13 protein-coding genes are annotated in these 15,126 nt (G+C 33.7%); 11 read left to right on the top strand and 2 right to left on the bottom strand.

Features of this window, described 5'->3' with window-relative positions:
* Positions 1 to 43 precede the first annotated feature (43 nt).
* From rmuC to OLM52_RS05515, 5 genes are all read left to right on the top strand, one after another.
* Complete coding sequence (gene rmuC, locus OLM52_RS05495) at positions 44 to 1,423, top strand: DNA recombination protein RmuC (protein ID WP_264550133.1); 1,380 nt, start codon at positions 44 to 46, stop codon at positions 1,421 to 1,423.
* A gap of 3 nt (positions 1,424 to 1,426) precedes the next feature.
* Positions 1,427 to 1,804, top strand: coding sequence for a 6-phosphogluconate dehydrogenase (locus OLM52_RS05500; protein ID WP_264550134.1), 378 nt, complete (start codon positions 1,427 to 1,429; stop codon positions 1,802 to 1,804).
* Positions 1,805 to 2,359: an acyl-CoA thioesterase gene (locus OLM52_RS05505; RefSeq protein ID WP_264550135.1), complete on the top strand. Its 555-nt coding sequence runs from the start codon at positions 1,805 to 1,807 to the stop codon at positions 2,357 to 2,359.
* Between the two features lie 82 nt (positions 2,360 to 2,441).
* On the top strand, positions 2,442 to 3,524 hold the full coding sequence (locus tag OLM52_RS05510) for a hypothetical protein (protein ID WP_264550136.1): 1,083 nt from the start codon (positions 2,442 to 2,444) through the stop codon (positions 3,522 to 3,524).
* Between the two features lie 29 nt (positions 3,525 to 3,553).
* Positions 3,554 to 5,581 carry an FG-GAP-like repeat-containing protein gene (locus OLM52_RS05515; RefSeq protein ID WP_264550137.1) on the top strand — a complete coding sequence of 676 codons (2,028 nt, stop codon included), beginning with the start codon at positions 3,554 to 3,556 and terminating at the stop codon, positions 5,579 to 5,581.
* A gap of 74 nt (positions 5,582 to 5,655) precedes the next feature.
* Here OLM52_RS05515 and OLM52_RS05520 read toward each other — a convergent pair whose 3' ends face one another.
* Entirely contained in the window at positions 5,656 to 6,588 is a 933-nt protein-coding gene (locus OLM52_RS05520) for a peptidylprolyl isomerase (protein ID WP_264550138.1), read from the bottom strand.
* A gap of 72 nt (positions 6,589 to 6,660) precedes the next feature.
* On the opposite strand from OLM52_RS05520, the gene OLM52_RS05525 reads away from it, so the two are divergent.
* From OLM52_RS05525 to OLM52_RS05540, 4 genes are all read left to right on the top strand, one after another.
* A complete protein-coding gene (locus OLM52_RS05525; RefSeq protein ID WP_264550139.1) occupies positions 6,661 to 7,458 on the top strand; it encodes a class I SAM-dependent methyltransferase in 798 nt (265 codons plus the stop codon).
* 17 nt (positions 7,459 to 7,475) lie between these two features.
* Positions 7,476 to 8,153, top strand: coding sequence for a tRNA (guanosine(37)-N1)-methyltransferase TrmD (gene trmD / locus OLM52_RS05530; protein ID WP_264550140.1), 678 nt, complete (start codon positions 7,476 to 7,478; stop codon positions 8,151 to 8,153).
* 197 nt (positions 8,154 to 8,350) lie between these two features.
* Positions 8,351 to 8,707, top strand: a complete 357-nt coding sequence (gene rplS / locus OLM52_RS05535) for a 50S ribosomal protein L19 (RefSeq protein WP_264550141.1) — start codon at positions 8,351 to 8,353, stop codon at positions 8,705 to 8,707.
* Between the two features lie 155 nt (positions 8,708 to 8,862).
* Positions 8,863 to 11,085 (top strand): NADP-dependent isocitrate dehydrogenase, encoded by a 2,223-nt coding sequence (locus tag OLM52_RS05540; RefSeq protein ID WP_264550142.1) that lies wholly within the window; start codon positions 8,863 to 8,865, stop codon positions 11,083 to 11,085.
* Between the two features lie 41 nt (positions 11,086 to 11,126).
* Here the strand turns inward: OLM52_RS05540 and OLM52_RS05545 are convergent, their stop codons facing one another.
* A complete protein-coding gene (locus tag OLM52_RS05545) occupies positions 11,127 to 11,792 on the bottom strand; it encodes a hypothetical protein (RefSeq protein WP_264550143.1) in 666 nt (221 codons plus the stop codon).
* A 122-nt stretch (positions 11,793 to 11,914) separates the two neighbouring features.
* Between OLM52_RS05545 and OLM52_RS05550 the strand changes: the two genes are divergently transcribed.
* Both OLM52_RS05550 and OLM52_RS05555 read left to right on the top strand, forming a co-directional pair.
* Positions 11,915 to 14,287: a TonB-dependent receptor gene (locus tag OLM52_RS05550; RefSeq protein WP_264550144.1), complete on the top strand. Its 2,373-nt coding sequence runs from the start codon at positions 11,915 to 11,917 to the stop codon at positions 14,285 to 14,287.
* A gap of 4 nt (positions 14,288 to 14,291) precedes the next feature.
* Positions 14,292 to 15,113 (top strand): DUF4249 domain-containing protein, encoded by an 822-nt coding sequence (locus OLM52_RS05555; RefSeq protein WP_264550145.1) that lies wholly within the window; start codon positions 14,292 to 14,294, stop codon positions 15,111 to 15,113.
* Positions 15,114 to 15,126 lie beyond the last annotated feature (13 nt).

The raw sequence follows: 15,126 nt of genomic DNA on the forward strand, positions 1-15,126 counted from the left end.
CGAAAAATAGTAGTACTTTTAACTTCAGATATTTAAATCATTTATGCCAGAATCAATGCTTATTTTAGTTACGTTTATTGTTGCACTTGCCATTGGAATTTTCCTTGGAAAGTTGCTATTTACTGCCAAATCACAATCTGAAAAATCAGGCTTAGAAGAACGAATCAATGGTTTTTTAGGTCAAATAGACCAATTGAAAATCCAGTTTCAAACCGAAAAAATTCAGTTTGAAAAATCGCTTTTACAGCTTTCTTCCGAAAAAGAAAACCTTCAGAAAGAAAAAGAATCGTTAGCCATTCAATTGGCAAAAAAAGAAAATGATTTTGAAAATCTTTGGGAACGCAATAAAGAACAAAAACAAGAAGTAGAACAACTTCAAGAGAAATTTACCAAAGAATTCGAAAATTTAGCCAATAAAATTTTAGAAGAAAAAACCGTAAAATTCACCGAGCAAAACAAAGAAAATCTGAAAAATATTCTTTCTCCTTTGCAAGATAGAATTCAACTTTTTGAAAAGAAAGTCGAAGACACCCATAAAGAAAGTATCGATTATCACGCAGCGTTACGTCAACAAATTTTGGGACTTCGTGAAATGAACGAGCAAATGAGTAAGGAAACCATCAATTTAACCAAAGCCTTAAAAGGCGATAGCAAAATGCAAGGAAATTGGGGTGAATTGGTGTTAGAACGCGTTTTAGAAAAATCAGGATTAGAAAAAGATAGAGAATATTTCGTTCAACAAAGTCACACTACCGAAGATGGAAATCGTGTTTTTCCAGACGTTATAATCAATCTTCCAGATGGTAAAAAAATGATTATCGATTCAAAAGTAACGCTTACAGCATATGAACGCTACATTAATGAAGAAGATGATAACCTAAAAAATCAGCATTTAAAAGAACACGTGGTTTCAATTAATCGCCATGTGGAACAATTGGGCAACAAAAATTATCAGGATTTATACCATATGGAAAGTCCCGATTTTGTCTTGTTGTTTATCCCTATTGAATCGGCTTTTGCTATTGCTTTAAATGAAGATACAACCTTGTACAACAAAGCTTTTGAGAAGAATATTGTAATTGTTACGCCTTCTACGCTATTGGCTACTTTACGCACGATTGATAGCATGTGGACGAATCAAAAACAGCAAGAAAATGCGATTGAAATTGCACGTCAAGCCGGTGCTTTGTATGATAAATTTGAAGGATTTGTTGGCGATTTAATTAAAATTGGTAAAAAAATGGACGAAGCCAAAATTGAATATGGTAACGCCATGAACAAATTAGTTGACGGAAAAGGAAACCTAATAACAAGTGTTGAAAAATTAAAGAAAATGGGTGCTAAAGCCAAAAAAGCATTACCCGAATCGGTTTTAAAAAGAGCCGAAAACGAAGAAAATTTACTAACCGAAGAAAATAACTAACTCATGAACACAGCAAGAAAAATTTTGGTTTACTTCATTTTAACAGTAACCCTTGCATTAGTAGGCTACACCTTATTTATTTACAATTTCACTTTGAGTGATGGCGTAAGAAGCGGTGTTTTATCGAAATTTAGTAACAAAGGGGTGATTTTTAAAACCTGGGAAGGCGAACTAAATGAAGGTTTTGGCGCCACACGCTTTTTTCCATTTTCAGTACAAGATAATGAAGAAAAAGTGATTGAAGATTTGAAAAAATACCAAGGTCAATATGTGAAATTAGAATACAAAGAGCGCATAAAAACACTACCTTGGTGGGGCGATACACATTATTTTATTGTGAAAGTTACACCAGAGCAATCACCATACTTTAATAACAAATAGATGGAAACTGCCAATACTGTTAAAGCATCAAAGATTACGTTATCAGAACTTATGCTGCCATCCCACTCCAACTTTAGTGGAAAAATTCATGGTGGCTATTTGCTAAAATTAATGGACCAAATTGCCTTTGCTTGCGCTTCAAAATATTCGGGATGCTATTGTGTAACAGCTTCTGTTGATACCGTTGATTTCTTAAATCCGGTTGAAATTGGCGAATTAGTTACATTGAAAGCCTCCGTAAATTATGTGGGTAAAACTTCTATGGTTGTAGGCATTCGAGTAACATCAGAACATATACAAACAGGGATTAAAAAACATTGTAATTCGAGTTATTTTACAATGGTTGCCAAAGACGAATTGGGAAATAATGTAAAAGTTCCAAAATTGATTATTTCTAATATGGAAGAAGTGCGTCGATTTTATGACAGCATCAATCGTATTGAAAATAAAAAGAAATATAAAGAACTTGAAATGACATTTGATTATCATTCCACCGAAGCATTAAAAAATTTACAAAATTATAATGTTGTAGTTTCTGAAAAACTTAGTAAATAATACTTTCCATTTTACATAAAACTTTGTCATTTTAAAAAAAAAGTTATATTTGTTATCACAAAAACAAACAAACTATATCAATATGACAAAAAAATACGCAATTCTATCCTTTTTTGCTATTTCCCTACTATTTATATTTTCTTGCACGGACAATGATGATGAAGAATATGTTCCAATATCACCTGTTACGGTAGATTTAACGCAAGTTCCCTATACTAATTTATCTGATTATCATTTTTTTGAAGGAGAAATGAAAAATCAAAATCCTTCATTAGATGTTTTACCTTATGTTCCTGCGAGTACTCTTTTTACAGATTATGCTCATAAAAAAAGATTCATTTGGATTCCAAAAGGTTCAAAAGCAACCTACAATGGTGATGGAAATGTTTTAGAACTTCCTGTAGGTTCGGCTATCATAAAAACATTTTATTATGATAATGTGCAACCTTCAAATACTACCAGAATTATTGAAACACGAATTATGATTCGAAAATCGACAGGATGGATTTTTGCAGAATATATTTGGAATGAAGCTCAAACAGAAGCAACATTAGATATGACCGGAAGTTATACAAATGTTGAATTTATCAATGAAAACGGAGATGTTTTGAATATTAATTACAGAATTCCTTCAGAAACCGAGTGCCTTACATGCCACAAAAGAAACAACCAACCTATACCCATAGGAATTAAACCTCAAAGTTTGAATTTTGAATATAATTATGGTACAGAAACTAAAAATCAGTTGCAAAAATGGATTCAAAATGGAATCCTAGAAAACAATTTACCAGGAACTATAAACTCAACTGTGGATTATAATGATACCAGCCAACCATTAGAATTAAGAGTTCGTTCTTATGTGGACATGAATTGTGCGCATTGTCATAATGAAGGAAGCCACTGCGATTATAGACCTATACGATTGGCTTTCAATGAAACAACTAATCCTGCTAATCTAGGAGTTTGTATTCCTCCTGAAGAAAATATAAACAGTGGATTAACAAATATTATAGCACCCGCAAATAAAAATCGTTCTGTAATGTATTACCGATTAAATGCAACAGACGAAAGTATTAGAATGCCTTTACTGGGAAGAAGTATTGTTCACACAGAAGGTGTACAACTTCTCGAACAATGGATTAATACATTGGGGCCATGCAACTAAAAAAACTACAAACAACTAACGCTTTTTTTATGAAAAAAACATTACTTTTAATAGGAATTCTTCTTGGAAGTTTTTCTTTTGCTCAAAATACCTGTGGAACAGCAGTAAACGTTTCCGCTGGCTTACATGTAGTTGGTACTTTAGACGGAACTGCATCAACATTAGCTTGTGACGGAAACGTTAATACACAAACTACTCCTTTTTCTGAATGGTATAGCTACACCCCTAGTATTAATTATACCGTAACTATTACAACTGATTTAGCCATTAACTCTGGTGGAGACACTAACTTTAATGTCTATTCTGGAACTTGTGGAGCGCTAATTTGTCATGATGGAGATGACGATAGTGGAACGATTGGAAATGGATATTTATCAATAGCTACTTTTTCTGCGATGGCTGGAACTACTTATTACATTGCTTTTGACAATAAATGGAGTGCCGCCGGATTTACATTTGAACTAATTGAAAACACATACACTCCACCAATACCAACTCCTGTAAGTTTTACAGCACAGGTTGTCCCAACAATTTCGGGAGCATATACAAATTGTGCTGTGGATATGAATGGAGACTATTTAGACGATATTGTGGCTGTTTCTTCAACTAATGTTCAAATTCATTATCAACAAGCTTCTGGTGGTTTTACTAATAGCACAATAACAACAACTGCGGCTGATTTTCTACCATCTTGGAGTATTGCGGCTGGTGATATAGACAAAAATGGATTTAATGATTTGGTATACGGCGGTGGTAGTGGTGTTACTTTTATGAAAGCCAATGCAACGGGTACAGGATTTACAGAAGTTTCAGGTTCGCAATATGTTTTTTCACAACGGTCTAATATGGTGGACATCAATAATGACGGCCAATTAGATGTTTTTGTTTGTCATGATGTGGATCCAAATGTATATTATTTAAATGATGGCACTGGCAACTTAACATTTTATCAAGGTGGTTTGGGAGATCACGCTGAAGGAGGAAATTATGGCTCTGTTTGGGTAGATTATGATAACGACGGAGACCAAGATTTATTCATTGCAAAATGTAGAGGTGGTGCTTCAACGGCTAAAGTAAATGAGCTACACCAAAATAACGGAAGTGGTGTTTTTACAGATGTTTCGGTAATTTCTAATATGGCTGACCCTGTTCAAACTTGGTCATCTGCATGGAATGATTTTGATAATGATGGTGATATGGATGCACTAGTTGGTGCTAGTTCTACAGCTGACGGAACGCATAAATTAATGCGAAATAATGGCAATGGTACTTTTACAGATATTACTGCGGGTTCAGGTTGGGATACAAATACTAGTTTAAATATTGAACACATTACGTATGATTTTGACAATGATGGATTTGCAGACGTTATGGGAGGTGGAAATAAAATTATGAGAAACAATGGTGACATGACTTTTACTCCTTTTACTATTGGTTTTACTCCAGGTCCTGTAGGCGATTTTAATAATGATGGTTTTGTAGATATTCAAAGTGGTTCAACCATTTTTTATAGTAATGGAAATACTAATAATTGGATAAAATTCAATCTACAAGGCATACAAAGCAATAGAAATGGAATTGGAGCTAGAGTAGAAATTTATGGACCTTGGGGAAAACAAATTAGAGATGTTCGAAGCGGTGAAGGATTTAGAAATATGAGTTCATTAAATGTTCACTTTGGTATTGGAACTGCAACTGCAATTACTCAAGTTGTTATTTTATGGCCTTCAGGAACCGTAGATGTTATCAATAACCCATCTATCAATAGTTCATTAACAATTATCGAAGGTTCAAGTCCTTTGAGTCTTGCGGAAAATAGCAACTCAAAAATCATTTTATATCCTAATCCAACGGCTACTACATTAAGTATTTCTAATACTGAAATGTTAAACATTAAGGATATATCAATTATTTCAACTTTAGGAAAAGTAGTTAAAAAAGGAAAATTAACTAACGGAAATATCGATGTTTCTGACTTATCAGAAGGTTTATACATCTTAGCTATTGAAACGGAAGATGGTAAAAAATATGCGGAAAGTTTTTTAAAGAAAAACTAACGCTTTCAATTTGAATTAAAAAAGGGCAATCTAAAATCTAGACTGCCCTTTTTTTATTTTGAATAGGAAACAAATTACTTTACATCCATCAATTCTACATCAAATACTAAAGTAGCATCAGGTGGAATTACTCCTCCAGCACCTCTAGAGCCATATCCTAAATAAGAAGGAATCACAAAACGGGCTTTATCTCCTACTTTTAACAAAGCAATACCTTCGTCCCAACCTTCAATTACTTGTCCAACGCCTAATTGGAAATCGATTGGTTGCTTTCTTTTGTATGAAGAATCAAAAACTTGTCCGTTTTCTAATGCGCCTTGATAATGCACTGATACTTTTTTACCTTTTTCAGCTTGTGTACCATTCCCTTTTTGGATAATTTGGTAACGCAAACCACTATCAGTCTTTTGAAAACCAGCGGCTAATTTTTCCAAAGCTTCCTCTGCCATTTTTTTTTGTTCTGCAATTCTTTTCTCTCTAGAACCTTCAAAAGTTCTGAAAGCTTCTACTGCGTTCCATTTTTGAGCTTCTTCTCCTACTCTAATGATTTCAATACTTTCTAAAGCATCATCACCAGCAACAGCGTCTACTACATCTTGTCCTTCTACTACATGTCCAAAAACAGTGTGTTTTCCATCTAACCAATTCGTAGGAACATGTGTAATAAAAAATTGAGAACCATTCGTTCCAGGTCCAGCGTTAGCCATAGACAAAACGCCTGGTTTGTCATGTTTTAAATTGGGGTGAAACTCATCGTCAAAGTTATAACCAGGACCACCTGTTCCTTGCCCTTGAGGACAACCACCTTGTATCATAAAATCAGGAATTACACGGTGAAATTTTAATCCGTCATAATAAGGTTTTCCCATTGGACGTGCCGAATTTTCTAATTGACCTTCTGCTAATCCTACGAAGTTACCCACTGTTCCTGGCGTTAAATCGTGTGTTAATTTTACTAAAATAACACCTTTAGCCGTGTTAAATTTAGCGTATATTCCGTTTTCCATTGTTTTGATTTTTAATTTAAAGATGCAAAATTACAAAATAAATAGTAGATTTGATATACTTATTTGAATACTATGGAAGCTAAAGATTATATCAACATCAATAAAGAAACTTGGAACAACAAAGTCGATGTACACATTGACTCTGATTTTTATGATATGGAAGGTTTTCTGAACGGAAAATCAACCTTAAATGCTATAGAATTAGAGTTACTTGGTGACGTAAAAGGAAAAAAGATTTTACATTTACAATGTCATTTTGGTCAAGACACCATGACTTTTTCGAGAATGGGTGCGAAAGCTACTGGTGTCGATTTATCAGACAAAGCCATTGATAGAGCTAGAGAAATCAATAAAAAATTAAATTTAGATGCTACTTTTGTTTGCTGTGATATTTATGACGCACCCAATCATTTAGATGAAAAATTTGATATTGTTTTTACCAGTTATGGTACGATTGGTTGGTTTCCAAATTTAGACAAATGGGCTAAGGTCATCTCGCATTTTTTAAAACCCGGTGGAAAATTTGTCATGGCCGATTTTCATCCAGTAGTTTGGATGTTTGATAACGATTTCAAAGAAGTGTTTTATAATTATTTCAATACTGAAGAAATTGTTGAAGATGAATCGGGCACATATGCCGATCGATATGCAGAAATTGCAGCACAAACGGTTACTTGGAATCACCCCACTTCAGAACTTTTAAATGCGTTGATTACAAACAATTTGGAATTAAATTGTTATAACGAATTTGATTATTCTCCATACAATTGTTTCAATCAAACTGAAGAATTTGAATCCAATAAATTCCGAATTAAACATTTGGAAAACAAAATTCCAATGGTGTATTCACTTTCGGCAACTAAAAAATAATCTACTATCTTTGCATCATGCGAATTGATATTATTACAGTTTTACCCGAATTAATGCGAAGTCCGTTTGAAGCTTCCATTATGAAACGTGCCATTGAAAAAGGTTTGGTCGAAGTTCATTTTCACAATTTAAGAGATTACACTACAAACAAACAAAGAAGTGTAGACGATTATCAGTTTGGTGGCGGTGCCGGAATGGTGATGTCTGTACAACCCATTGACGCCTGTATTTCAAAACTAAAAAACGAAAGAACCTACGACGAAATTATTTATATGACGCCGGATGGAGAAACCTTAAACCAAAAAATGGCCAACTCGATTTCGATGTATGAAAATATATTGATTTTGTGTGGTCATTATAAAGGGGTAGACCAAAGAGTACGTGATATGCACATTACCCGAGAAATTTCAATTGGAGATTATGTATTGAGCGGTGGCGAAATTGGTGCTATTGTGTTTTGCGATGCCATTATCCGATTGATTCCGGGTGTATTGAGTGATGAAACTTCGGCATTGACCGATAGCTTTCAAGATAATTTATTGTCACCTCCCATTTACACTCGTCCAGCCGACTATAACGGATTAAAAGTACCCGAAGTTTTATTAAGTGGAAATTTCGCTAAAATTGAAAAATGGCGTGAAGATATGGCGTATGAGCATACCAAAAACAGAAGACCTGATTTGCTGGAGGATTAGTCGCAGCGTTCAGTATTCAGTGTTCAGTCGCAGTTGTCAGTCGCTATTTAATTTAAAAATAGTTCTGAAAACTAAGACTAAAAACTGATAAAAAAGTTGTATATATAAAATAAATTTGTAATTTTGCACCCACTTTGAATCAACCTCTGGCGATGGACGTGTATGTTGCTTTGAATCAAACATTTATTATTAAGACTATGTCAAATTTAGTTGATTTCGTGAATAGCGAATTTGTTGCAAAAAAAGATTTCCCTGCTTTCGGAGCTGGTGATACTATCACTGTATACTACGAAATTAAAGAGGGTGAAAAAACTAGAACTCAGTTCTTCAAAGGAGTTGTAATCCAAAGAAGAGGTACTGGAGCAACTGAAACTTTTACCATTCGTAAAATGTCAGGTTCTGTTGGTGTTGAGCGTATCTTCCCAGTAAACTTACCAGCTTTACAAAAAGTTGAAGTGAACCAAAGAGGTAAAGTTCGTAGAGCTCGTATCTACTACTTTAGAGACCTTACAGGTAAAAAAGCAAAAATTAAAGAAAGAAGATACAAAAACTAATTTGTACGTTCTCAAGTATAAAAAGCCGCAACATTGTTGTGGCTTTTTTTATTGAACTTTATGCAAGATTTAAGCGTATATCCTAAATTATTTCTTTCAAATTTCCTATATTTGGCAGATTTTACAAATTATATTCAAACAAACACATAACATTCATGTCCAATCAATCTAAAATAATGTATACTATTACGGATGAAGCGCCAATGTTGGCAACACATTCGTTTTTACCTATTGTAAAAGCCTTTACAAAACCCGCAAACATTGCTATAGAAACAAGAGATATTTCATTAGCGGGTAGAATTTTATCAAACTTTCCAGAGTTTTTAAAAGAAGATCAAAAAATTGGAGACGCTTTATCTGAATTAGGACAATTAGCTACTACTCCAGAAGCAAACATTATCAAATTACCTAATATTTCGGCATCTGTACCTCAATTAAAAGAAGTAATTGCTGAATTGCAATCGCAAGGGTATACCATTCCTAACTTCCCAGAAGAAGCTACAACAGAAGAAGAAAAAAACATTAAAGCTAAATATGCTAAAGTATTAGGCTCTGCAGTGAATCCTGTACTACGTGAAGGAAATTCAGATCGTAGAGCTCCAAAAGCAGTTAAAAACTACGCAAAAAATAATCCTCATTCAATGGGTGCTTGGTCGTCAGAATCAAAAACGGAAGTAGCACACATGACCGAAGGAGATTTCTATGGAAGTGAACAATCGGTTACTATTGCAGAAGCTTCTCAATTTGTAATCGAGTTTGTTGCAGAAAATGGAACTTCAACCATTTTAAAAGCTGCTTCTCCTTTAAAAGCAGGCGAAATTATTGATACTTCAGTAATGAGTTTAAAAGCTTTAAAAAACTATGCTGCTAAAGAAATTGCAGATGCAAAAGCAAAAGGATTATTATTATCTGTTCACTTGAAAGCTACCATGATGAAGGTTTCTGACCCTATCATCTTTAGCGCTATTGTAGATGTTTTCTTTGCGGATGTATTTACTAAATATGCAGCTTTATTTAACGAATTAAACATTGATACTAAAAACGGATTAGGTGATGTTTATGCAAAAATTGCAGGACATCCTATGCAAACCGAAGTAGAAGCTGCTTTAAACGAAGCTTTTGCAAATGGTCCTGCTGTGGCAATGGTAAATTCTGAAAAAGGCATTACAAATTTCCAAATCCCTTCTGATGTTATTGTAGATGCTTCTGTTCCTGCTTTTATTAGAACTTCAGGTAAAATGTGGAACAAAGAGGGTGCTTTGCAAGATACAAAAGCATTAATTCCAGACAGATGTTATGCTGGTTTATATGTTGCTACCATTGATTTCTGTAAGAAAAACGGAGCTTTTGACCCAAAAACCATGGGAAGCGTACCAAACGTAGGTTTGATGGCTCAAAAAGCAGAAGAATATGGTTCACATGACAAAACATTTCAAATGGCTGAAAATGGAACCGTAAAAGTTACTGATGGTAACGGTCATGTATTCATGGAACAAAAAGTAGAAGCAGGCGATATCTTCAGAATGTGTCAGGTGAAAGATGCTCCAATTTTAGACTGGGTTAAACTAGCCGTAAACAGAGCAAGATTATCTAATACTCCAGCCGTTTTTTGGTTAGACGAAAACCGTGCTCACGATAGAGAAGTTAATAAAAAAGTACAAGCTTACCTGAAAAATTTCGACACTACTGGCTTAGACATCCGAATTTTAAATATTGTTGATGCTACACAATTTACTTTAGAGCGTTTGAAAGCTGGTTTGGACACTATATCTGTAACAGGAAATGTTTTACGTGACTATTTAACAGATTTATTCCCAATATTAGAATTAGGAACTTCGGCTAAAATGCTATCAATTGTTCCTTTAATGAATGGTGGTGGTTTGTTTGAAACTGGTGCTGGTGGTTCTGCGCCAAAACACGTAGAACAGTTTATCGAAGAAGGCTATTTACGTTGGGATTCCTTAGGGGAAATCTTAGCTTTAGGTGTTTCATTAGAACACTTAGGCCAAACGTTAAACAACGCAAAAGCAATGGTTTTATCTGAAACGTTAGATGAAGCTACTGAAAAATTCTTAGCAAACGATAAATCTCCAGCAAGAAAAATTGGTCAATTGGACAATAGAGGTTCACATTTTTACATTGCATTATATTGGTCACAAGCGCTTGCTGCTCAAGATAAAGATGCTGAATTAAAAGCCATCTTCACTCCTATCGCAACAGAACTTACTGCTAACGAAGCAAAAATTAATGAAGAGTTAATTGCTGCACAAGGTAAGCCTCAAAATATTGGAGGTTATTATCACCCAAGTTTTGAATTAACAGAAAAAGCAATGCGTCCGAGCACAACTTTAAATACTATTTTAGCCAAGCTAAATTAATTTAGATAGAATTGTAAAAATAAAGCAACCATTTGGTTGCTTTATTTTTTTTCTTCAAGTGGTTTTTTATACTCAATTAAAAATTTAGCCGCTAAACCCGTATTCAAGTTCCAATCGTTTGTCGTAATCAAATTGTTATTTCCATCATATAGTGCAAAAGTCGCAGTATTGGGACCAGATAAACCTTGATTCAAAGCCAAAATATCCAATAAATTATCCCCTTCTTTCAAATCTACAGTGTGTGTTTTAAAAGTACTTTCCAAATTAACTACTAAAACTACTACAACATCATCTACTATAATCCTAACTTTATCACCATCAGGATCCATATGATCTCTAGTTTTTATAATTAATGTAGGCGTATTTACAACAAATTTTCCAAAGAAAACATCCACCTTACTACCCTCATTGATTTCTTTGTTTAATTTTTTCTTAAATTCATCACCTGGGTTTTTAAAATCTGTTTTTTGCTCTAAAACACTTGTTTTCTGTTCGTCTTTTTTAAGAATAGAATAGCGTTTTAAATAGGAATCATCTTTTTCTAAAATACTTTTATATTGCAAACCTGATGAAGTTGAAGCTGGTTCCACTGCGGCTGGTTCGTCCCAATTCAGTTTTAGTTTTGAAGTTTTAAAAGGGGTATCTTTTTGCGCCCAACTCAATTGAACTGTACAACATAGTATAAGGAAAATGATTCTAAAATTCATTGGGTTTATTTTCTTAGATAGTAAAATTAAAATTTTTATCAGTATTTAATCACAAATTAACATTTGTTTTAAACTTTAACTAAATTTAATGCTGAAATTTGTACATCAAAAACTATGCTGAAATGATTTTAAAATTCAAACTTTACTCAATTTTTATATTTTTTACCATTTTTAGCTATTCGCAAGAAAAAATAACGCTTAGCGGTGTTGTTTCTGATGGAAAAAATAACGAAACTTTAATTGGCGTTACTGTTTATATTAGCGAATTAAAAGTAGGTACATTTACCAACGAATATGGTTTCTATTCACTAACCATTCCTAAAGGAACCTACACCGTTCAAACCGATTACTTAGGCTATGGCTCTGTCATTGAAAAATTGGACTTGAATCAAAGTATGAAGAAAAATTTCAGCCTTTTAGAAACGAGCACAGAATTAGATGAAGTAATTTTAGTTGAAAACGCTTATAAAACTAAAATTAAAAAACCCGAAATGAGTGTTACAAAATTGTCCATTAACACCATTAAACAAATGCCCGTTTTACTAGGTGAAGTTGACATTATCAAATCGCTTTTATTTTTGCCAGGTGTTACCAATGCAGGTGAAGGACAATCGGGATTTAATGTGCGTGGTGGAGGTGCCGATCAAAACTTAGTACTTTTAGACGAAGCTACATTGTATAATACTTCGCATGTTTTTGGCTTATTTTCTGTTTTTAATCCTGATGCTATCAAAGATTTGTCATTATACAAAGGCGGAATTCCTTCTCGATTTGGCGGAAGGGCTTCTTCGGTACTAGATATTTATCAAAAAGATGGAAATAGCAATAAATTCAGCATGAATGGTGGAATTGGGCTTATTTCGAGTAGATTATTAGCAGAAGGTCCTATTGTAAAAGACAAAAGTTCATTTATTGTTGCCGGAAGAGGTTCATATGCGCACCTATTTTTAAAATTTACAGACAATGAAAATGTAGCTTATTTCTATGATTTGAATACCAAAATCAACTACAAAATTAACAACAATAACAATCTGTATTTATCGGGATATTTTGGAAGAGATATTTTTTCTTTGAGTGAATCTTTCACCAACACCTATGGAAACTCAACTATTAATTTGAGATGGAATCACTTGTTTTCTGATAAACTTTTTTCAAATCTTTCGTTGATTTATAGCGATTACTATTATGGTTTAGATTTAGATTTTATCGGATTTAATTGGGAATCCGGCATTAAAAATTACAACATCAAATATGATTTCAAATACTATCTTTCGGATAAAATGAAACTGAATTTTGGTACCAATTTAAATTATTACGACTTAAATCCAGGGACGATCAATCCATTAAATGAGGCTTCGTCAATCAATTACAAACAATTGGATAAAAAGTTTGCACTTGAAACTGGAATTTATGCAGAAATGGAACAAACACTTTCTAAAAAACTAAATGTTTCTTATGGATTTCGTTACAGTTCTTTTTACAGATTGGGAAGTTCTACCATAAATTATTATGAAAATAATCAGGCTGTTGTGTATGATGAAGAATTGAAGATTTATGAAAAAGGAACCCCAATTGCAACAAAATATTTCGGAAAAAACAAAACCATTGCCGATTATTCTAACTTTGAACCGCGATTAACCGTTGCTTACGAAATTAATGATAATCAATCGGTTAAAGCCAGCTATAATCGCATGACACAATATATGCAATTGGTTTCAAATACTGCTTCTCCAACGCCATTAGACGTTTGGACCCCTAGTGACAATTACATCAAACCACAAATTGCCGACCAAGTTGCCATCGGTTATTTTAGAAATTTCCAAAAGGGAGACTATTCGCTAGAAGTTGAGAGTTATTATAAAAAAGTTAAAAACCGTATCGATTATATTGATGGCGCCGACTTAATTGCGAATGAAGCCATCGAACAAGTCATTTTAAATGGAAGAATGCGTTCGTATGGTTTGGAAGTTTTATTCCGAAAAAACTCGGGTGATTTTAACGGTTGGGTAGCATATACCTTATCGCGTTCTGAACAACAAACACCAGGAAGAACTCCCACAGAAATTGGAATTAACAATGGTGATTGGTACCGTTCAGCTTATGACAAAACGCATAATTTAGCCGTAACAGGGAGTTATAAATTGAATCAAAAATGGACTTTTGGCGCTAACTTTACTTTACAAACTGGGCAACCAGTAACTTTTCCTACAGGTAAATATGTCTTTCAAGGTGTAACTGTTCCAAGTTATAATTCACGAAATGATGACCGATTACCCGCTTATCACCGTTTGGATATTTCGGCAACTTTGACACCAAAACACAAAGAAAAACACAAATACAAACGCGAATGGGTATTTGGAATTTATAACTTGTATAGTAGATACAATGCGGCTTCTATTAATTTTAGACAAAATTCAGAAACAGGAAACAATGAAGCAGTAAAACTCTCTATTTTCGGAATTGTTCCTTCGGTATCTTATAATTTTAAATTTTAATCTGATGAAAAAATATATTGCTTTTTTATTCCTTACACTTCTTTTTTCAAGTTGCGAAAAAGTAGTTGATGTTGATTTGAATAATGCTGCACCAAAATTAGTAATCGATGCAATTATCAAATGGCAAAAAGGAACTACTGGTGAAGTTCAAACCATAAAACTAAGTCTAACAAACGATTTTTATACAAATGACATATTACCAGCTTCGGGTGCTATTGTAACAGTAATCAACAGCGGTGGTACTACATTTGACTTTTTGGAAGCTGTTCCCAATTCTGGGGAATATGTCTGTTCCAATTTTTTACCTGCAATTGATGAAACTTATGCTTTAACAATTCAGTATGAAGGGCAATTGTATAGCGCTTCGAGTAAATTGTATGCTACTCCAGAAATTGTAAATATAACACAAGAAACGGTGCAAGGAATTAGTGGTGAAGACGAAATTGAAATAAAATATTTTTTCCAAGATAATGGTGCAGAAGACAATTATTACCTTTTAGGCGTGGTTAATCCAAATAAACAAATTCCTGAATTTGGCGTTGTAAGTGATGAGTTTTTTCAAGGAAATTTAATGTTTGGCTTTTATGGAAGTAGTGAAACCGAACCTGGAATTACTTTAGGATTAAGCGTTCAAGGCGTATCAATTGGGTATTACAATTACATGAATAAATTGGTAACCATTGCAGGAAGTGGTTCTGGAAATCCATTTGCAACACCACCCGCAACGATTAGAGGAAATGTTGTTAACGAAACCAATGCGGAAGATTTTCCGTTGGGCTACTTTTTTTTGAGTGAAATTGATGCAATCGAATACGAAGTTCAGTAATTTTACAAATTCG

It is taken from the genome of Flavobacterium sp. N2820, assembly GCF_025947285.1.
In the GTDB taxonomy this organism is placed as follows: Bacteria; Bacteroidota; Bacteroidia; order Flavobacteriales; family Flavobacteriaceae; genus Flavobacterium.

Coding starts and splice junctions, on each gene's coding strand:
- rmuC (WP_264550133.1), top strand. CDS start 44: ATGCCAGAATCAATGCTTATTTTAGTTACGTTTATTGTTGCACTTGCC.
- OLM52_RS05500 (WP_264550134.1), top strand. CDS start 1,427: ATGAACACAGCAAGAAAAATTTTGGTTTACTTCATTTTAACAGTAACC.
- OLM52_RS05505 (WP_264550135.1), top strand. CDS start 1,805: ATGGAAACTGCCAATACTGTTAAAGCATCAAAGATTACGTTATCAGAA.
- OLM52_RS05510 (WP_264550136.1), top strand. CDS start 2,442: ATGACAAAAAAATACGCAATTCTATCCTTTTTTGCTATTTCCCTACTA.
- OLM52_RS05515 (WP_264550137.1), top strand. CDS start 3,554: ATGAAAAAAACATTACTTTTAATAGGAATTCTTCTTGGAAGTTTTTCT.
- OLM52_RS05520 (WP_264550138.1), bottom strand. CDS start 6,588: ATGGAAAACGGAATATACGCTAAATTTAACACGGCTAAAGGTGTTATT.
- OLM52_RS05525 (WP_264550139.1), top strand. CDS start 6,661: ATGGAAGCTAAAGATTATATCAACATCAATAAAGAAACTTGGAACAAC.
- trmD (WP_264550140.1), top strand. CDS start 7,476: ATGCGAATTGATATTATTACAGTTTTACCCGAATTAATGCGAAGTCCG.
- rplS (WP_264550141.1), top strand. CDS start 8,351: ATGTCAAATTTAGTTGATTTCGTGAATAGCGAATTTGTTGCAAAAAAA.
- OLM52_RS05540 (WP_264550142.1), top strand. CDS start 8,863: ATGTCCAATCAATCTAAAATAATGTATACTATTACGGATGAAGCGCCA.
- OLM52_RS05545 (WP_264550143.1), bottom strand. CDS start 11,792: ATGAATTTTAGAATCATTTTCCTTATACTATGTTGTACAGTTCAATTG.
- OLM52_RS05550 (WP_264550144.1), top strand. CDS start 11,915: ATGATTTTAAAATTCAAACTTTACTCAATTTTTATATTTTTTACCATT.
- OLM52_RS05555 (WP_264550145.1), top strand. CDS start 14,292: ATGAAAAAATATATTGCTTTTTTATTCCTTACACTTCTTTTTTCAAGT.